The sequence below is a fragment of the Vreelandella sulfidaeris Esulfide1 genome, from assembly GCF_054072535.1.
In genome coordinates, this window is record NZ_CM133364.1 from 3192294 (window position 1) to 3213683 (window position 21390).

The 21390-nt window shown below is 56.4% G+C and carries 11 protein-coding genes; all 11 read left to right on the plus strand.

What is annotated here, in order from left to right:
* The first annotated feature begins 48 nt into the window (after positions 1–48).
* The 11 genes from ACW44H_RS14935 to glgB all read left to right on the plus strand — a co-directional run bounded on the left by ACW44H_RS14935 (position 49) and on the right by glgB (position 21341).
* On the plus strand, positions 49–687 hold the full coding sequence (locus ACW44H_RS14935; protein WP_113269243.1) for a hypothetical protein: 639 nt from the start codon (positions 49–51) through the stop codon (positions 685–687).
* Positions 688–1620 (plus strand): lysine exporter LysO family protein, encoded by a 933-nt coding sequence (locus ACW44H_RS14940; RefSeq protein WP_457505320.1) that lies wholly within the window; start codon positions 688–690, stop codon positions 1618–1620. It abuts the gene before it with no gap.
* A 503-nt stretch (positions 1621–2123) separates the two neighbouring features.
* The gene (gene glgA / locus ACW44H_RS14945) at positions 2124–3803 is read left to right on the plus strand and encodes a glycogen synthase GlgA (protein WP_457505321.1); all 1680 of its coding nucleotides are present in this window, start codon (positions 2124–2126) and stop codon (positions 3801–3803) included.
* Positions 3804–3818: 15 nt separating this feature from the next.
* Positions 3819–5666 carry a malto-oligosyltrehalose trehalohydrolase gene (gene treZ / locus ACW44H_RS14950; RefSeq protein ID WP_457505322.1) on the plus strand — a complete coding sequence of 616 codons (1848 nt, stop codon included), beginning with the start codon at positions 3819–3821 and terminating at the stop codon, positions 5664–5666.
* On the plus strand, positions 5663–7804 hold the full coding sequence (gene malQ / locus ACW44H_RS14955; protein WP_457505323.1) for a 4-alpha-glucanotransferase: 2142 nt from the start codon (positions 5663–5665) through the stop codon (positions 7802–7804). The genes treZ and malQ overlap by 4 nt, the downstream gene beginning before the upstream one ends.
* On the plus strand, positions 7797–10622 hold the full coding sequence (treY, locus tag ACW44H_RS14960) for a malto-oligosyltrehalose synthase (RefSeq protein WP_457505324.1): 2826 nt from the start codon (positions 7797–7799) through the stop codon (positions 10620–10622). Before malQ ends, treY begins: the two co-directional genes overlap by 8 nt.
* Before the next feature lie 18 nt (positions 10623–10640).
* Positions 10641–11306, plus strand: a complete 666-nt coding sequence (locus ACW44H_RS14965) for a DUF2934 domain-containing protein (protein WP_457505325.1) — start codon at positions 10641–10643, stop codon at positions 11304–11306.
* A 60-nt stretch (positions 11307–11366) separates the two neighbouring features.
* The gene (gene glgX, locus ACW44H_RS14970; RefSeq protein WP_113269118.1) at positions 11367–13565 is read left to right on the plus strand and encodes a glycogen debranching protein GlgX; all 2199 of its coding nucleotides are present in this window, start codon (positions 11367–11369) and stop codon (positions 13563–13565) included.
* A gap of 58 nt (positions 13566–13623) precedes the next feature.
* Positions 13624–15663, plus strand: coding sequence for an alpha-1,4-glucan--maltose-1-phosphate maltosyltransferase (locus tag ACW44H_RS14975; RefSeq protein ID WP_457505326.1), 2040 nt, complete (start codon positions 13624–13626; stop codon positions 15661–15663).
* A gap of 103 nt (positions 15664–15766) precedes the next feature.
* Positions 15767–19114: a maltose alpha-D-glucosyltransferase gene (treS, locus tag ACW44H_RS14980; RefSeq protein WP_457505327.1), complete on the plus strand. Its 3348-nt coding sequence runs from the start codon at positions 15767–15769 to the stop codon at positions 19112–19114.
* Entirely contained in the window at positions 19107–21341 is a 2235-nt protein-coding gene (gene glgB / locus ACW44H_RS14985) for a 1,4-alpha-glucan branching protein GlgB (RefSeq protein ID WP_457505328.1), read from the plus strand. Before treS ends, glgB begins: the two co-directional genes overlap by 8 nt.
* The last annotated feature ends 49 nt before the right edge of the window (positions 21342–21390 follow it).

Below are 21390 nucleotides of genomic sequence, written 5' to 3' on the forward strand. Positions count from 1 at the left end.
ACGCTCGCGGGAGTAGGGTTCAGCCTTGCTGCCATCTGCGCTAGTGGCATGACGTTAGCAGCAGAAACGCTTCAAGACCCGCAACCCTTTGAGGCTAAATACCGTCTTGAAGTACGTGGCTGGCCTGGGGCAACCATCACTCATCGCCTATCTAACGAAGGGGATCACTGGTTAAGCGACATGCGCTTTTCAATTACCGTGGCACGCGGCCAGGAATTCAGCCGTTTTACGCTGAATGATGATGATATCGAGGCGCTGTACTTTAGCAGCCGTTATTCCGTGCTAGGCATGGGTGATAGCTATCAGCTGAACGAAAGTGATATTGGCAGCTTAGATCGGCAAACGGCACTGTTTGCTCTGTCCCGCCGAGCGGGAAATGAAAACTGCACTGAGAGCGCGCCCTGTGAGATTGAGTTCGTCGATCAAAAAGGGCGTGACGAGCACTTTCAATATTATGTTCATGAAAAGAAAGGATCTGAGCCAACGACTATCAGCGTACCTGCCGGTGAGTTTGAAGCACTGAGTGTATCGCTGATTGATACTGAGAAGCCCGACCGACTTCTGCAGATTAACTTTCACCCCGACTGGCCCGGCCTGATACTATCGGCGGTATACCAAAAAGAGGGCCGCCGCGAAACACAACTGACGTTAACTCAGTTTCAACCAGACGGGGGTTCGGCCCCCTAAATGCTTTCAGGTTTATTCATTGTTCTGTTACCGCTCGTACTAGGTTACTTAGTTCGAATCCGATCCAAGAGTTTACAAAAACTCATTAACCAAGCAGTGAACAGTTCAGTCTATTTAATACTGTTATTTATGGGAGTGAGTCTTTCTGGGCTTGAAAACCTCACCAGTCAGCTCTCTCGTTTAGGCGGCAATGCTTTGCTGCTTTTTAGCATTACTACACTGTTTAACCTAACAGCGCTCTGGTGGCTATCGCGTCGTTTAACCTTTAAGGCAGGCAACTCGCCAGTGGTGAAAAATGCCCCGACCAGTAAACTGGCGGCGATGCAGGGTTCACTGCTGCTAGTGGCTGTGGTGGCAGGCGGCGTTATGGTTGGCCTGCTGTTAGGACCGCACCTGGGTGAAGGGCTTTTTAACACGGCTGATTTACTGGCCGAATGGGTACTCTACTTACTGCTGGCGCTAATTGGCTGCCAGTTACGTAACTCCGGCATGCCACTCAGACAGATCCTGCTTAACCGAATGGGGCTGGCGATAGCGGTTACACTCGCACTAAGTTCACTCTTGGCTGGCTTGGCGGCCGCCCCACTCCTGTCGCTACACTGGAACGAGGGGCTGGCTATGGCGGCAGGCTTTGGCTGGTACTCGCTGTCCGCTATTTTGATTGGTGACCAGTTGGGCCCGCTGATGGGCGGTGTGGCGTTTTTCAACGACCTTATCCGTGAACTGTTGGCATTTATCCTGATTCCATTAGTGATTCACCGTCACACTGCGCTGGCGATTGGTTACGGCGGCGCCACCTCCATGGACTTCACTCTGCCCGTCATTCAGCAGCATGGCGGCGTGACCTGCGTGCCTATCGCCGTGGTCAGCGGGTTTATCCTTTCGTTGCTCTCTCCACCACTAATACTTTTCTTTCTATCCCTGTCGGGCTGATACTTCTAACTATTCCACCATCCTGGAAGTCGGGGCGACAAGGCCTCTCAGTACAATCGCAGCCTCCAATTTTTGACCCACCTCTCTGCATGCCTGCCCAATTTTTAATAAGTAAGAAAAATCCGTCGGTTATGCCAGCAAAGGAGCTGTTTCAGCGGCTCAAAGACAAAGAAAAGCCGATAAAGAAACCACAGAAAGAAAAGTCTTTATCTTTTATTAAAATCTACAGCTAACCATTTAAATAAAAAGGGTTTAAAAGAATTTATTATGTTTTCTTTACATTCCACTGCTTTCTTAGAAGCCTTATTTAATACAGTTATTGATTTAAGTTATGGTCGACTTTCATTTAGCTAACCTATCCTTTCTCAACTATAGTTCTTAAGTAGTGACTTCCAATGCTACGTCTAAAGGCAGGAAAGCCAACGGCGTTTAGAAAAGTCATTAAGCTTTAACGAGCTATCTAGTGTGACGATATTGACCATGATAATCCAGGGAGGTCGAGCATGGGCGATGTGGCTTTGAGTGAGGTTACGAGAGATAAAAGCATGTCGGAAGAGAGCATGGTAGAAGGTGTCGAAAAAGTGAAATCCAGACTTAGCGACACACCTTTTAGTTATAACCAAACGCCCTCCCGACACTATTCAAATCAATCTATTAACGATCGTCATTATGACGTTATCGATCGAAGCCATAAAGATAAACTCGATTCACCACAACGCATTTTATTTGTTACGACAGAAATTACCGATTTCGTTAAGGTCGGTGGGCTGGGTGATGTCTCCTCGGCACTCCCCCGCGCATTAGCGGCACACCATGATGTGCGTGTGTTAATTCCGGCTTACCGGGATATGATCGAATCCGAGCATGAGATTATTACCGTTGGTCACTTGCCTGCCTTTGCTGGGCTGCCAGCGTGTGATGTCGGACGCATAACGTGTGACGATGGGCTGATTATTTATGTACTTTTATGCCCAGAACTTTATGAACGGGCAGGCACCCCTTATGGCACCGGCTCAAGCGGCTACGGCGATGGTCAGGATGAAGGTTGGCAAGATAATGACATCCGCTTCGCCAGGTTGTCACGAGCGGCTGCCGATATTGCTCTAGGCAAAGCCAACCTCGACTGGCAGCCCCAGCTTTTACACCTCAATGATTGGGCGTGCGGTTTGGCGCCAGCCTACCTTCATTGGGATGGCCAAGGGCAGCCAATCCCCAGTGTTTTCACCATTCATAACCTGGCTTACCAGGGTGTGTTTGATGCTTCACGCCTTGATGCACTCGGCATCCCCAACGAGGCGTTTAATATTGATGGCGTCGAATACTATGGCGAGCTTTCCTTTATGAAGGCGGGGATCGTCTACGCCTCGAAAGTCACCACGGTCAGTGCGACCTACGCCCAAGAGATCACCACGCCAAAATTCGGCTGTGGGCTTGACGGGCTGCTTCGCTGCAAAGCCGAACAGGGACGTTTAAGCGGTATTCCCAATGGTATTGACGACTCCTGGGATCCACGCACCGATAGCCATTTGGTTCAGGCTTTCTCATCTAACGATTGGCGCGGTAAGCGTGCCAATGCAGATTATGTTCGCCGCCATTTTGGGTTAACCCCCAGCCAAGGTCCTTTGTTCGCAGTCATATCCCGCATGGTACATCAGAAAGGGCTCGATCTGACCATTGAGGCAGCGAAGGCCATTGTCCATGCGGGCGGCCAAATCGTTTTCATGGGCTGCGGCGAACACCATGTAGAGGAAGCCCTGCGCAGACTGGCAGTTCGCTTTCCTGGTGCCATTACGGCCTACATCGGTTTCGATGAATATCAAGCTCGCAGCCTTTTCGCTGGAAGCGACTTTTTGCTTATGCCGTCACGCTTCGAACCCTGTGGACTAAGCCAGATGTATGCCCAACGCTTCGGCTCATTACCGATCGCTCATCGTACCGGTGGCCTGGCCGATACGATTGAGGATGGCGTGACCGGCTTCCTGTTTGACGACATGCAGTTCGGTAGCTATATGCATGCCATTCAGCGCGCCTTTGCGGTGTACAAGTCAACCGACCTGTTCAACGCCATGCGCGGGGCTGCGATGACAGGGCGTTATCACTGGAAGCAGTCGATCGTCCCCTACAGCAAGCTGTACCTGCAAGCGCTTGAACAGGCAGGAAACGAGGCGACACTGACCCGGTGATAGAGGCGACAAACGATGTTTGGACAGACTCAGTTCCAAGAAACCAGGTTGCAAAAAGATAGGTGGCAAACGCCTACCTTCGGCGCGCAGGTCGTTGAGGAGGGACTAACGAGGTTCGTGCTATGGGCGCCGGGGGCTCACCGGGTTGATGTGGAGGTTGAGGGCCTGCCCAGCGTCACCATGAATCAAGAAAGTGATGGCTGCGCGACGGCAGACGTAGCTTGTGGTCATGGCGCTTGCTATCGCTACCGTGTATTCAATGAGGATGATGAGCGGGGCAGCCTAGTTCCAGACCCCGCCGCCCGTGCCCAGGCTGGCGATATTGACGGGCCAAGCGTAGTGATCGACCCAAACCGCTACGTATGGAAAAACCCTACCTGGCAGGGGCGGCCCTGGCATGAAACCGTACTTTACGAACTGCATGCCGGCGCCCTCGGTGGCTTTAAAGGCGTGCGCCAACACCTGCCCTACCTGGCCGAATTGGGTGTTACCGCTATTGAACTAATGCCGGTCTCTGAATTCCCTGGCGCACGTAATTGGGGTTACGACGGTGTGCTTCCCTACGCGGTGGAAGCCTCTTACGGTAGCCCCGACGAGATGAAAGAGCTGATTGACGAGGCCCACTCCCACGGCCTGATGGTGTTTCTTGATGTGGTCTACAATCACTTCGGCCCTGATGGCAACTACCTGGCAAACTACGCAGGCGCCTTCTTTCGTGAGGATTTGGTCACGCCATGGGGGCCTTCCATCGACTTTCGTCAACCCATGGTACGTCGTTACTTCATCGATAACGCCTTGATGTGGCTTGAGGAATATCGCCTGGATGGCTTACGTTTCGATGCCGTCCACGCCATCAGCGAAAAGGACTTCCTGATCGAACTGGCTGAGACAATTCGCGCCCGGATAGCCCCCGAACGACATATTCATCTAGTGTTGGAGAACGAAGGCAATACGGCCAGCCTGCTCAGCACAGACCAGTTTACTGCTCAATGGAATGACGACTGGCACAACGTTATGCATGTGCTGCTGACTGGCGAGCAGGAAGGCTATTACAGCGATTTCGTTGACAACGCGACACCCCGGCTGGCCCGGTGCCTCAGCGAAGGATTCATATTTCAGGGAGACACATCGCGTCATGGCCATTCCAGAGGCGAACCCAGTGCTCATCTTCCACCGACTGCCTTCGTAGCGTTTCTGCAAAATCATGACCAGACCGGCAACCGTGCCCTCGGCGAGCGTCTGAGTGTACTCACCGATGCCGAGTCACTGGCGGCAGCCACGGTATTGCTGCTGCTTTCGCCAATGGTCCCACTGTTATTCATGGGCGAAGAGTGGGGTTCCAAGCGGCCCTTCCTATTCTTCACTGAACATAATGAAGAGCTCGCCCAAGCGGTTCGTGAAGGACGGCGAGCAGAGTTTGCCGACTTCAGCGCCTTTCTTGATGAAAAGAGCCGCGAGCAGATTCCTGATCCTAATGCGCTAACGACTTTCGAAGCCTCAATCCCCGACTTCGACGTGCGCGAAACATCTTCCTATGCTGCCTGTCTGGCGCGCTATCGCACCTTATTGAAGCTTCGTCATCGTCATATCGTGCCACGTCTAAAAGGCGCCGTAGCGCTGGGCGCTAAAGCACTCGGCGACAAGGCAGTGCTGGCCCGCTGGCAAATGAATGACGAAACCCACCTGGTGATAGTACTCAACCTTGGGGAGCACCCAGCGGCCACCCTGGGGCTGGGAGTAGGCCAATTACTCCATGAAACCGACGAGGGGGTAGCAAAGGCTGCCCAGAGCGGCCGGATACCGCCTCGCGCTGCCGCCGCTTGGTTACGCCATAACCCGGGTGACGAGGAGGTAAGCGCATGAAAGATAAGCTGAGACAACTCGCCGAAGCGGCTGGATTATTGCTTGAATGGGAAAATAGTGATGGCGAGCCCTGCCAGCTATCTACACAGGTTCAACGCACCTTGCTGGGCATACTCGGCTTTGCCACCGACAATGAGGCCGCCATGGACGAAGGCTTGCAGCGCCTAAAGCGTTTGCATACGCCGGAAAGCCCTGCCGAGTGGCCACCGCTGCTTACCGTTGACTGCGAAACACCGATCACGCTGCCCTCGGTGCTGCCCCCCGGCACCGACTTTATTTTGGTGCTTGAGCAAGGTGGTCGCGTAGAAGGCAACCTAAACAGTGACGGCACGATGCCCGGCGTAGCGGAGATTGGCTATCACCAGCTACATATAGCAAACACCGAGTTGACCCTGGCCGTTGCCCCACACCAGTGTTACACCCCTGCCGATGCCAGCGGGAAGACCGCGCCAAAGCTATGGGGCTTGGCGACACAACTTTACGCGCTGCGCCGACCCGGGGATGGCGGTATCGGCGATGCCTTAGCATTGGAGCATTGCGTCACCCAAGCTGCCAACCAAGGCGCGGATGCCGTAGCGATTAGCCCGACCCATGCCATGTTCAGCGCCGACCCTGAGCGCTATAGCCCTTATTCCCCCTCCACCCGGCTACTCTATAACGTGCTTTACAGTGCCGCTGAAAACCTGTTCGGCGAAGCGCGCGTCGATGAGGCCCAGGCCCGTAACGGGCTGCAGGCGGAGTTACGCCGCCTGGAGGCCAATGACTTCCTCGACTGGCCCGAAGCTGCGCGCGCCAAGCTCTCCTGGCTACGTTACCTTTACGATGATTTTATGGCCCGGGAAGATAACGCCGCCCAGGCGCTACGCCAGGACATGCAGGCGTTTCGGCGGGCGGGGGGCGACCTACTGGAAGATCATTGCCGCTTCGAAGCCTTACAGAGAGAAATAGGCCCCGGCGACTGGCGTGAATGGCCAACCGAACTTCGCGATCCAGCCAGCCCCGAGCTTGCCCGCTTTGCCCAGACGCGTGCCCACGAAATAGGTTTTCATGCTTTCTTGCAATGGATAACCGCCGACAGTTTATCGCGGGCCCAGCGCGCAGCCAGAGAGGGCGGCATGACGATTGGGCTGATCACCGATCTGGCGGTGGGGGCTGATGCCGGTGGCAGTCAAACCTGGAGCCGCCAAACGGACATGCTGGAAGGTGTCTCTATCGGTGCCCCACCCGACCTATTTAATGGTCAGGGCCAAGATTGGGGCTTGGCTGCCTTTTCACCCTTTGGCTTGAAGCGCTCAGGCTTTCGTAGCTTTATCGACATGCTACGGAGTGCCTTTGCCCATGCCGGCGGGCTGCGTATCGACCATATCCTCGGCCTAATGCGCTTATGGCTGGTGCCTCATGGCGCTTCTCCCACGGAAGGCGGTTACCTGTCTTATCCGCTGGAAGATATGCTGCGCTTAGTGGCGCTGGAATCCTGGCGTCATCGTGGCATCGTTATTGGCGAGGACCTGGGCACTGTCGCCCCTGGCTTTCGCCAACGCCTTGCCGCACGCGGCATATTAGGCATGCAGGTGCTTTGGTTCGAACAGGACGAAGAGCAACACTACTTGGCTGCAGGCGAGTGGTCCCCCGATGCCATGGCCACCACATCGACGCATGACCTGCCCACCGTCGCGGGCTGGTGGGCGGGCCGTGACATCGAATGGCGCAGCCGTCTGGGCCTGCTCAAGTCGACTCAAAGCGCTGAGAGCGAACAGCAAGTACGACGCCAGGAGCGGGCCAAGCTGGCCACTACGCTGGGCTTGCTGGGTGGTACGCCCACCGCCGAGACGCTGGAAGCAGCCGACATTCCCGCCTCGCAAGTACTTAATGCTTGTGCACGGCACCTGGGCGCCACCCCCGCGCCGCTAATATTACTTCCGGTCGAGGATGCGTTAGGGCTCGAAGAGCAAGCCAACCTACCCAACACCGTGGATGAGCATCCTAATTGGCGTCGACGCTGGACAGCCAATGCCAATGACCTGTTGGTATCGGATGAGGTTCGTGAACGCCTTGCCGAGCTGACGCGTACACGCAAGGCCATCTCCCGTGGCAAGCCATCGCGGTCCGCCCTGTTTGGGAGGTCGACGCATGAATGAGATCCTTGCTACCGTTCGGCTGCAGTTTCACCGCGGCTTTACCCTGACGGATGCCGAACATTGGGTAGACTATTACGCCAACTTGGGTATTAGTCATTTCTACGCCTCACCGCTGCAGGCTTCACGGGCGGGTTCGCCCCATGGCTATGACGGCATCGACCCAACGCGCATTGACCCTGAGCTCGGCGGCGAGGCGGCGCTTGAACGTCTGGTGTCGCGTCTACGCTCACGCGGCATGGGGCTGATCCTTGATATCGTCCCTAACCACTTGGCCGTGGGCGGTTCACAAAACCGCTGGTGGCAGGACGTACTCGCCTGGGGCAACGACAGTCCCTATGCCGAGTTCTTCGATATCGACTGGCATTCTGATGATCCGCAGCTTACCGGAAAGCTGCTTGTGCCGTTCTTAGGCGACGCTTACGCTGAGATACTGCAGTCAGGCGAACTGGTTCTTGGCTATGATGCCGACACGGCCGGCTTTCATGTCGACTATCATGAGCACCGCTTTCCCATCGACCCACGTCACTACGGCGACATACTGCGCTTTGCCGACCACAATGCGCTGCATGAACAGGCAGCTTTTTTCGATGCCCTCCAGCAACGTGAAGACGCCTATACCGCTGCTGGCGATGCGCGCTATCAGCTACGCAAGGTGATGGAATCCCCCGCTGCCCGGCAGTCTCTTGACGCTGTCATCGCCCTGTTCGGCAGCGCGAACCCCCACGGTGCTACTCGACTTCATACCTTGCTTGAGCGCCAGCATTACCGCTTGGCCTGGTGGCGCACCGCTTCCGATGAAATTAATTGGCGGCGTTTTTTTGATGTTACCGAACTGGGTGGGGTACGTGTCGAAATTCCGGAGGTTTTTGAAGCTGTTCACGCCCTACCGTTACGGTTGGTTGAAGAAGGCTGGGTCGATGGGTTGCGAGTCGACCATGTCGATGGGCTTGCCGACCCTCGCAGCTACTGCCTGCAGCTGCGTCAGCGCCTTGATGCCCTGCAGGAAAAGCGACCAGCAGAGGCACCGCGCCATGTTGCTCTCTATGTAGAAAAGATATTAGGTGATGGCGAGACGTTACATTGCGACTGGCGAGTGGACGGCACCAGTGGCTACGAATTTATGAACGAGGTTTCGGGAATACAGCACGACCCGGCTGGCGCTGCCCCCCTTAGCCGGCTATGGCATGTCATTAGTGGTCGTGATTATGATTTTACCACCGAGGTACACCTAGCCCGGAGCGAGATACTCACTTCGCTGTTGGCCAGCGAATTTGCAGCCTGCGCTCGTAGCTTACATGCCGTTGCCCGTGCTCAGCTTGCCAGCCGGGATATTACCCTAGCGGCGATCAGCCGAGCACTCGAAGCATTGATTGTTCACTTTCCCATTTACCGCAGCTATGCCGACGATGCAGGCCGCCCTGATGCCGATGCCCCCTTCTTCGCTCAAGCAATGAAGGGGGCTCGACAAGCACTCAATCCACCCGACATTGCAGTTCTAGAGGCAATGGAACGTTGGCTGGGCGGTGAAGCGCCTTGTGACGTCGCTGATGATGAAGAACGCCGACTGCGCCAACGCGCGATTGTGCGCTTTCAGCAGCTTACCTCGCCGGTCGCCGCCAAGGCTGTGGAGGACACCGCGGGGTATCGCAGCGCCGTGTTGATCTCACGTAACGATGTGGGCTTCGATGGCGAGCATTTCAGCCATTCTCGCAAGCGCTTTCATGAGGCGAACGTACGGCGTGGTCACCAGTTTCCCCGCACCATGGTGACCACGGCCACCCACGACCACAAGCGCGGCGAGGATGTCCGTGCGCGACTGGCAGCACTGAGTGAACAGACCACGGACTTTGCTAACCATGTCGAGCATTGGCGTCGGCTTGCAGCACCACTACGCCGGTCGCTGCGCGACGGACCCGCCCCCTCACCGGGTGATGAACTGATTCTTTACCAACTACTGCTGGGTGCCTGGTCGCCAACGCTTGATCCGCTAGATAACGACGAGATGCAGGCGTTTGTCCAGCGGCTCGCGCAATGGCAGCAAAAGGCCTTGCGTGAAGCCAAGTTAAGCAGCCACTGGCTATGGCCCGATGATACCTATGAGTCCGCCTCTCGCGCTTTCCTCGAAGATTTGATGACGACGCCGCCACTGCGCGACGCCATCGCGGCGGCGGCACGTAAGCTCGACCTGCCGGGTGCGATCAATGGCCTGGTTCAGACGGTGTTGCGTCTGACCGTACCCGGCGTGCCCGACCTTTACCAGGGTGCCGAATTTTGGGACTACAGCTTGGTCGATCCCGATAACCGCCGCCCCGTCGACCATGCGGAGCGTAAAGCGGCGCTGGATGAAGCGCTGACGCCTACAGATGCATTGTTAACGTGGCGTGATGGACGGATTAAGCAAGCAATCATCGGGAAGTTACTGGCTCTACGCCATCGTTATCCTATGCTGTTTATCCACGGCGATTACTATCCTCTCTCGGTAAGCGGCGTTCATGCCGACCACATAGTGGCCTTTACCCGACGCTACGCGGGTTACCAATTACTGGTAGTGGCACCCAGGCTGGCCACTGAACTACTAGGCGAGGCCGAGCAACCGCATATCCCCCCGCAACGCTGGGAAGATACGCACTTGCTCCCCGAAGCCGGTCTATGGCAAGGCGTATTGACCGAGTCATCGCTGGAGATCAGTAAGCAAGGTGTGCCTATCGCCACCTTGCTGGCGGAGCTACCCGTGGGTGTTTTCCTGCTTGATAACGGCACGGATAGCAGCGATTGGATTACCTCGCCATTACATCAATACCGCGACACATCTAAATAGCACATAGGAAGAGCTGACATGACTGACGAAGAACGCGTACGTCAACTGGCCTACAGCATCTGGGAAGCAGAAGGACGCCCCGAGGGACAGCAGCAACGCCATTGGGATAGAGCCCTGAAGATCGTTGCCGCGGAACAAGTGGCAGGCAATGAAGCTGAACTGGAAGAAGTAGGCGAGCCAATAGACGAAACTCCTATTTTGGAGGATGACTTGCCACTGGAAGAGGACGAGATCGGCATTCAGGAAAACCGCTTGCCCCTGGAAGACCCCGAAAGTGATCCCTACTTAGATGCAGAAGTTCCCTTTCAGGAAGAAGCCCTGACAGGTGAGGACATGCCTGACGAGGACATACCCGTCGATGAAGTGCCTGTCGATGACGTGCTTTTCGATGAAGTGACTGGCGAGGACGTGCCGGTACAGGATCGTGGCCATCCAACTCAAACACCCGCCGACCCCGCCGATACAGCGAGCCCGATGGAACCGCTGCCTGACGATTCCGCTACGGTGGCACGCACTCGCCGCCCTCGTCGTAGCAGCGACCCAGTGGCACCTACCGAAGAGAAAAGCACAAGCAAGAAGACGGGTAAGACTGCGGCGGCAAAAAAGACAGAGGCCAAAACAGCGAAAAAAACTACACCAAAGGCGAAGAAACCTAAAACGACTAAGACGAACGACCGTAGTTAAGGCTGTAGCTAAAACAGTAGTTAAACACTTGAATACCCCAATGGCTCAAGGACGAATGCGATGAATACAAGCCAGGCCTCGCGGGACAGCGATAAGTCCGTTGCCACCGATGAATCTCCCAGTGTCATGCAGCACGCACGCGTCCACGAGGGATGGTCTTTTCCTCTGGGAGCGACGTGGGATGGACTAGGCGTTAATTTCGCGCTGTTCTCAGCCCATGCCACCCGCGTTGAACTGTGTTTATTTGATGAAACCGGAGAATGGGAGCTTGCCCGTGTCGAGCTGCCCGAATACACCGACGAAGTATGGCACGGCTACCTACCCGACGCCCGCCCTGGCCAGCTCTATGGTTATCGTGTACACGGACCTTACGCACCCGAAGAAGGCCACCGTTTCAACCCTAATAAACTGCTGCTCGACCCTTACGCCAAGCAGATCGTCGGCGACCTGAAATGGGACGAGGCGCTATTCGGCTACACCATCGGTCATCCTGATGGCGACTTGAGCTTCGATGAGCGGGACAGCGCGCCGTTTATGCCACGCTGCCGGGTGATCGACCCTGCCTTCACCTGGGGTCGCTCGCGCGGGGTACAACTGCCTTGGGATCATACGATTCTCTACGAGACCCACGTTCGCGGTTACACCATGCGCCATCCGTCGGTACCCGAAGCGCTACGCGGCACCTTCGCCGGTTTGATGGTCAACGATGTCGTCGACTACATCCGCTCACTGGGGGTGTCATCGGTGGAGCTTCTGCCGATCCACGCCTTCGTCGATGATCAGCACCTTTTAGAGCAGGGGCTGCGCAACTATTGGGGTTACAACACGCTGGGCTTTTTCGCCCCCCACTCGCGCTATATCTCGGGTGAAAGTATCCATGAATTCAAGGAATTGGTAGCGCGTTATCACGCCGCCGACCTGGAAGTCATCCTTGACGTGGTATACAACCACACCGCAGAGGGTAACGAGCTAGGCCCCACGCTTTCACTCAAAGGCATCGACAATGCCTCCTATTACCGGCTGATGCCCGAAGAGCCGCGCTACTACATCGACGATACCGGCACCGGCAACACCTTGAACTTGAGTCACCAGCGCGTATTGCAGATGGTCACCGACTCGCTGCGCTACTGGGCCACAGAAATGCGTGTCGACGGCTTCCGCTTCGACTTAGCGACGATCCTCGGGCGCGAGCCCCACGGCTTCGACGAGGGTGGCGGCTTTCTCGACTCCTGCCGCCAGGACCCTATCCTCAGCCAGGTAAAGCTGATTGCCGAACCCTGGGACTGCGGTCCCGGCGGTTATCAGGTCGGTGGTTTCCCGCCGGGCTGGGCGGAATGGAACGACCGCTACCGAGATACCGTGCGCGCTTTCTGGCGGGGGGATGAAGGACAACTGCCAGAACTTGCCACCCGGCTGATGGCATCGGCGGACTTTTTCCAACGTCGTGGTCGGCGTCCGTTCGCTTCGGTCAACTTCGTCACTGCCCACGATGGCTATACCCTTTACGACCTGGTTGCCTACAACGATAAGCACAACGAGGCGAACGGTGAGGACAACATGGATGGCCACGACCACAACCTATCGTGGAACCATGGCGCAGAGGGTCCCAGTGACGATGCCGAGATACAAGCACTGCGGTTGCGTCAGATCCGCAACTTCATTGCGACCACCCTGTTCTCCCAAGGAACGCCTATGTTGCTGGCTGGCGATGAGCTGTTGCGCACCCAGCAGGGCAACAATAATGCGTATTGTCAGGACAATGAGATCAGTTGGGTGGACTGGAACCTTGATGGTGACGCCCACGCCATGATCGAGTACCTCCGGCGGGTGATTGAGCTTCGGCTACGTTATCCCATCCTGCGTCGTGGGCGCTTCCTCTCTGGTGAGTACAACGAGGAAATGGGGCTAAAAGAAGTGACATGGCTGGCGCCGGATGGTGCTGAAATGGACATCGAACGGTGGGAGGATGCCGAGGCACGTACACTCGGCCTGTTGCTGGACGGACGCGCGCAGCCTTCAGGCATACGCCGAGCCGGGGCCGATGTCACCTTGTTGTTAATTTTCAATGCTCACCACGACGCAGTGGCTTTTCAGCTACCGGAAGCGCCAAGCGGCAGCGGTTGGTTATGCCGCCTCGATACTAGCCACACCGTAGAGGAAACCCCTTTCCAGCGCGCCTTTGGTGAGGAACATAGGATGGAAGGTCGCTCATTGGCCCTATTGGAGCTAGTGCAGCAGGCTGATAACGCCGTTATCTAGAGATGAGGCAGCGCGGAGATCTCCGCTGTCGTTTCCGCGTTGCAAGGAGAAGCATGCGATGAGTTCAACTGTTTATCCCACGTCCGGGGCAGTCCCGGCGCAAGAGCAGGATCCAAGCCAGGTAATAGTGGCTACACAGGCACCACGCATTGCCATCGAATCCGTCACCCCCACCCTTGACCAGGGACGTTTCGCTGCTAAAGCGATTGTTAATGAACCGGTCGTTGTAAAAGCGACCATCTTCGCTGACGGCCATGATGTGCTGTCAGCCGCGATCTGCTGGCAGGACGATCAGGGGCAACAGCAACGCGTACCCATGCGCCAGATAGAACCCCTCGGATTGGATATCTGGGAGGGAAGATTTACGCCTCAGCGGGTGGGAGACCACCGTTTTATCATCGAAGCCTGGTGGGATATTTACGCCACCTACCATTACGAACTTTCCAAAAAACACCAGGCGGGGGTGCCGGTCGAGCTTGAGCTTGAAGAAGGCAGGCAACTGATCGAACGCGCGGCTGAGCGCGCCTCTGAAAACGACAATGGAGTGCTCAGCGCGGCATTAGGAGCCGTCCATGAGCAGTTTCAGTTAGCACAGCATGATGCCGACCGTGTCGCGCTGCTGCTTGACGGTGACACCGCCAGGTTGATGCACGAAGCGGATACCCGCCCGCATCTAACCAGAAGCGACACGCATTATCCGCTTGAAGTGGAGAGGCTCAAGGCGCGCTTTGCCAGCTGGTACGAACTGTTCCCCCGCTCGGAAACCGATGATCCCAATCGCCACGGTACGTTCAAGGATGTTCATAGGCGCCTGCCGTTGATACGCGATATGGGCTTTGATGTGCTCTATTTCCCGCCTATTCACCCGGTCGGTCGGGCGCATCGCAAAGGCCCTAACAACAGCCTTGAAGCAGGGCCGGATGACCCAGGCAGCCCCTACGCCATCGGCAGCGAAGAAGGCGGACATGAGGCTATTCACCCGCAACTCGGCACCCGTGAAGATTTCCGCGACTTGGTCCGTGTCGCCAATGAACACGGGTTGGAGATAGCGCTCGACTTTGCCATTCAGTGCTCACCGGACCACCCATGGCTAAAAGAGCATCCAGGCTGGTTTTCCTGGCGGCCCGACGGTTCAATCCGCTACGCCGAAAACCCGCCCAAAAAGTATCAGGATATTGTCAACGTCGACTTCTACGCCGAAGACGCCATCCCCTCGCTATGGATCGAACTTCGTGATGTTGTTCAAGGCTGGGTTGATGAAGGCGTAAAAATATTTCGTGTTGATAATCCGCATACCAAGCCACTGCCCTTCTGGGAATGGTTAATTGCCGATATTCGCCGCCATGATCCGGACGTCATCTTTCTGGCCGAAGCCTTCACCCGGCCGGCCATGATGCTGCGCCTGGGCAAGCTGGGCTTCACTCAAAGCTACACCTACTTCACTTGGCGTCATACCAAGGCCGAGTTGACCGAGTATTTTACTCAGCTCAATGAATCGCCGCTTCGTGATGGTTATAGGCCCAACTTCTTCGTCAATACACCCGATATTAACCCCTACTTCTTGCAATCGTCTGGGCGGGCTGGCTTTTTGATTCGTGCGGCGCTGGCCACCATGGGTTCAGGGCTATGGGGCATGTACTCAGGGTTCGAGTTGTGTGAAGGCGCACCGGTACCCGGCAAAGAAGAGTACCTCGACTCAGAGAAGTATGAAATTCGCCCGCGCGACTACATTGCTCCCGGCAATATCGTCTATGAGATCGCCCAACTCAACCGAATCCGACGCGAGAACCCAGCACTGCATACCCACCTGGGTTTGTCCTTCTATCCAGTGCACAACGACCGCTTGTTACTGTTCGCCAAGGGCACCCAGACACGCGATAACGTTGTCCTTATCGCCGTTAATCTTGATCCCTTCGAGGCGCAGGAGGGCGCATTCGAGTTGCCCTTGGGGCTTTTCGACCTTCCCGATGAGGCGGCACTACACGTGGAGGATCTAATGAGCGGTAGGCATTGGACGTGGTACGGCAAATGGCAGTCGATGCGGCTCGACCCGGCGGCACTGCCATTTGCCATCTGGCGTATTCGCCCCATCCATTAGCCATGCGTGACGACCTAGTTGAATTGGATTCGAAAGCGATTCGTTTGCAGCGAATGATCCGGATCGATTTGTTCATACCGATGAAAACAGAGAGGGCAAGCCAATGATGGATGCCAGTAGCGAAAGACACGCCGTCGAGGCCATGGATTTTCTCGATGACCCACTCTGGTATAAGGACGCCGTCATCTACCAAGTACATGTCAAGGCCTTCTTCGACGCCAATGACGACGGCATCGGTGATTTTGAAGGTTTGATTCAGAAACTCGACTATATCGTTAGCCTGGGCGTGAACACGATCTGGATATTACCGTTCTATCCCTCGCCACGTCGCGATGATGGTTACGATATCGCTGAATATACCAGCGTTAGCCCTGATTACGGCACGCTGGAAGACGCCCAGCGCTTCATCAAAGAAGCGCACCGACGCGGCCTGCGCGTATTGACTGAGCTGGTTATCAACCATACGTCCGACCAGCACGAATGGTTTCAGCGTGCCCGGCAAGCGCCGGCAGGATCGCCGGAACGCGATTTCTACGTGTGGTCGGACACCGACCAGAAATACCCCGGCACTCGGATCATTTTTCTTGATACCGAATCCTCCAACTGGACCTGGGACCCAGTGGCTGGCGCCTACTACTGGCACCGCTTCTATTCACACCAGCCGGACCTTAACTTCGATAACCCCGTGGTGCTCGACGAGATCCTCAAGGTGATGGAGTACTGGCTTGATATGGGTGTTGATGGTCTCCGTCTGGATGCCATCCCCTATCTGGTCGAGCGCGAAGGCACCAACAACGAGAACCTGCCCGAAACACATGTCGTGCTCAAGAAAATTCGTGCGGTGCTCGACGAGCGTTACCCCGACCGCATGCTACTCGCCGAAGCCAATCAGTGGCCCGAGGATACCCGGCCCTACTTCGGCGAGGGAGACGAATGCCACATGGCGTTTCATTTCCCGTTGATGCCCCGCATGTACATGGCACTGGCCCAAGAAGACCGTTTCCCGATTACCGACATCCTGCGCCAGACCCCAGAAATACCCGCTACATGCCAGTGGGCGATCTTTCTGCGCAACCACGACGAATTGACCCTGGAAATGGTCACCGATAAGGAGCGCGATTATCTCTGGAATCACTACGCCGCCGACCGCCGAGCACGCATCAATTTGGGCATCCGTCGACGGTTAGCGCCGCTGCTGGAGCGTGACCGGAGACGTATTGAACTGCTTAACAGCCTGCTGCTCTCTATGCCGGGTACACCGGTGTTGTATTACGGCGATGAAATCGGCATGGGCGACAATATTTATCTAGGCGACCGTGATGGCGTGCGTACACCCATGCAGTGGTCGGTGGACCGCAACGGCGGCTTCTCTCGCGCCGATCCGGCACGGTTGGTGCTCCCACCGATCATGGATCCGCTCTATGGCTATCAGACCGTCAATGTCGAAGCGCAGGTGCGCGATTCGCATTCGTTGCTCAATAACATGCGTAGGCTGCTCGCAGTGCGTAGCGAGCACCGCGCCTTCAGCCGCGGCACCATGCGACCGCTCTACCCGGCCAACCGGCATATTCTCGCCTACCTACGTGAGATGACGCTCGATAATGGCGAGACAGAAACATTGCTGTGTGTGGCCAATGTGGCCAGTACCGCCCAGGCAGTGGAGCTCGACTTGTCCGCTTTTGCCGGAAAGGTGCCAGTAGAAATGGTCGGCGGTAGCGCCTTTCCGCCGGTGGGTAAACTGGCCTACCTGCTGACCCTTCCCCCCTACGGTTTTTTCTGGTTCCTGCTAGCTCCCGCGACCGCCATGCCGGAGTGGCATGTTCCGGTGCCTGAGCCAATGCCGGATTACGTCACCCTCATTATCAAAAAGCGTCTCGAAGAGATTTTCAACGAGACGCCCAGACGATTACTCGAACGCGAAACGCTCCCCAACTACCTGCCTAAGCGACGCTGGTTCGCCGCCAAGCAGGCGCGTATTGAGGAGATCCGTTTACACGCCACCGTCAGCCTTGAGCACAGCGGGCATTCACTGCTGTTAAGCGAACTGGAGGTCAAACATGGCCAAGGCAGTGAGCGCTACCAACTGCCACTGGCTTTCCTGGGCGAGGATGAGCAGAGCAATCCGCTACCGCAACAACTCGCCATGGCCCGGGTTCGTCGCTTCCATGAAGTCGGGCTGCTAACCGATGCGGTCACTCTGGATGCCTTTACGCTAGCGGTGCTGGAAGGCATGCAGTTAGGCAGCGTAGTGCCCTATGAGCAGGGAGAAGTCCATTTCTTGCCAACGGCGGCCTTCGCCGATCTGACGCTTCCTGAGCATCCGGAGATAGTGCAACAGAGTGCCGAACAGTCCAATAGCTCGATCATCATTAACCATCAGTTAGTGCTCAAGCTGTTTCGGCGCCTGGAGCCAGGCATCCATCCCGAAGCGGAAATCGGCAGCTACCTGACCGAACGAGGCTTTACGCATACCGTACCCCTTTACGGCGTGGTAACCCGGCTCGAAGAGGGAACCACACAGACCCTAATGATTCTGCAAGGCTACATCGACAACCAGGGCGATGCCTGGTCGTGGACCCGCTCGAAGCTGGAGCGAGCGATTCGTGAAGCCGTCGCCGATGAGGATCGCGGCCATGAGCCACGGGAGGAAGACCGCTACGGGGCATTCGAGGAGTTAGAGGAGTTTGCGACCACCTTAGGCCGTCGGCTGGGTGAATTACATATGGTACTGGCAATGCCTAGCGATGATCCAGCGTTTGCGCCTGAGGTCGCGGATTCCTCCCATGTAGAAAACTGGACACAGCGCGTAACGCAGCGCGTCGAGGAAGCGCTGGACTTGCTTAAGCAGCACAAGAGCAGCGCTGACGAAGCCGAGCAGCAGCTTGCCGATACCATCCTGAATCGGCGTGATGCGCTTATGGCGTCCATTAAGATGATGGCGGAAATGGCCGAAGGCAGCCTGATCACCCGCATCCATGGCGACCTGCATCTCGGTCAAGTACTGGTGGCCCATGATGATGCCTACATCATCGACTTTGAAGGCGAACCGGCCAGGCCACTGGAAGAACGGCGCGCCAAGGATAGCCCGCTGCGTGATGTCGCTGGCATGTTGCGCTCGTTCGACTACGCCTACGCCAAGGTGGAAGAGGCTCGGCCAGGCGAAAATGAAGTCGTCGATTCAAACACCGCGACCGGCCACGCTGTCGTGGAGCAGTACCTGCTCAGGGGACGGCAAGCATTCCTCAACGCTTATTGGCAGGCAACACTGGAAATGCCCCACGAATGGAAGAAAGCAAGCGGAGCCGCCGCTGCGGTCGATCTGTTTGTCCTCGAAAAGACGGCCTACGAGATCGCCTACGAAGCCGCCAACCGCCCTGCATGGCTGGGTGTACCGTTGCGCGGCTTAGCTGCGATCATCGAACAACTCAGCCCAGGAGAGCCACATGAATGAAGTTATTCACACCCAGCCCATTTTGGATCGCAGCTTGTGGTTGAGCGAGGAAGACGCTGACGCCCTGGCACAAGGAACCCACCATGATCCCTTCTCGATCCTCGGCATTCATACCGATGACGAAGGTCAGTTCTTGCGCGTATTTCTACCCGGCGCGGTGGGGGTTGATGTTCTCGATCGCGAAGGCGGTAAGTCGCGTTGCTGCCTGACCAGCATGCAGATCCCCGGCTTGTTCGCTGCGAGGCTGCCGCATGCGGCTCCCTATCTACTGCACATTCGCTGGCCACAAGGCGAGCAGATAACCGAGGACCCCTATAGTTTCGGGCTGCTACTGGGCGAAATGGACCTCTACCTGCTAGGCGAAGGCAATCACCGTAACCTTGGGCATTGTCTGGGTGCACAGCCCATGGCAGTGGATGGTGTCGACGGTGTGCGCTTTTCCGTCTGGGCGCCTAATGCCAAACGCGTATCCGTGGTAGGCAATTTCAATAGCTGGGACGGCAGGCGACACATGATGCGCCTGCGTATCTCCGCCGGGGTCTGGGAGTTATTCGTACCGCGCATCGGGCCTGGGGAAGCGTACAAATATGAGATTATCGAGGCCCAGGGTGCCATTGGCCTTCGCGCCGACCCTGTTGCTTTAGCCACCGAAGCACCACCCTCTACCGCCTCGGTGGTGGCCGATACCACGCCTTTTACCTGGCATGACGAAGAATGGATCGCTCAGCGGCAAAAAGCACATGACCCATCCCGGCCAATTAGCATCTACGAGGTGCACGCCGCCTCCTGGCGCAAACATGGCGGCGACAACGGCGAACTCTATAGCTGGCGTGATCTGGCCGAGCAACTGATTCCTTATGTGTTGGAAATGGGTTTCACCCATGTCGAGCTATTGCCGATCATGGAGCATCCCTTTGGTGGTTCCTGGGGCTATCAGCCGCTGGGCCAGTTTGCCCCCAGTGCCCGTTTCGGCAAGCCTGCCGACTTTGCCTACTTCGTCGATGAGTGCCATCGCGCCGGACTGGGTGTCATTCTTGATTGGGTACCGGCCCACTTTCCTACCGACCCCCATGGCCTGGCGCGCTTCGACGGTACTGCCTTGTACGAATATGAGCATCCCTTCGAGGGGTTCCATCAGGATTGGGACACCTACATCTACAATTTGGGCAGGCGTGAAGTGCATGGGTTCATGCTCGCCTCGGCACTGCATTGGCTGAGACACTTCCATGTCGATGCATTGCGCGTCGATGCCGTTGCCTCAATGCTCTATCGCAACTACTCCCGCAACGAAGGCGAGTGGATTCCCAACCGTTATGGAGGTCATGAAAATCTTGAGACGATAGACTTCCTTCGCCACCTTAATGACGTCATCAGTGAAGAAGCCCCAGGCACAGTCGTGATCGCCGAGGAATCCACCGCCTGGCCCGGCGTTACCCAGCCAACCGATGAGGGCGGGTTGGGCTTCGCCTATAAATGGAACATGGGCTGGATGCACGACACCTTGGAATATATCGCCAAGGATCCGGTTTACCGTACCTACTCGCATCACGATATGACCTTTCCAATGGTCTATGCTTTCTCCGAACGCTACGTATTACCCATTTCTCACGACGAGGTCGTACACGGTAAGGGCTCACTGATCTGCAAAATGCCGGGCGATGAGTGGCAACAGTTTGCCAACCTGCGTGCTTATCTTTCAATCATGTGGGCTCAGCCCGGTAAAAAGTTACTGTTTATGGGCTGCGAGTTCGGCCAGTGGCGTGAGTGGAGCCACGACCGTGAGCTCGATTGGTCGCTACTCGCCGAAGGCCGCCATGCCGGCGTTCGCCGATTATTAAGCGATCTTAACCGCTGCTACGGGGAGCTGCCCGCTCTGCACGAGTGCGATAGCGAACCACAAGGGTTTACTTGGGTCGTGGGCAATGACAACACCAATAGTGTTTTTGCTTGGCTGCGCTGGAGTGCCACCGGTGAGCCGCTGCTGGTCGTTGCCAATATGACACCGGTGCCACGAATGGGTTATCGCCTGGGCGTGCCGTTTGCGGGTGGCTGGGAAGAACGCCTTAACAGTGACGCCGAGTGCTATGGAGGTTCCAACATGGGCAACCTGGGCCAACTAACAGCTGAGGACTCTCCTCTGCATGGGCAAATCGCCAGCCTAGAACTCACCCTACCACCACTGGCGGTACTGCTGTTACGCCCGGTCGAAACCCCGAGCACGCGTTGACAGCGCGTAATAACCATTGAACTGGATCAAGCCATTGGGAGATATGAGT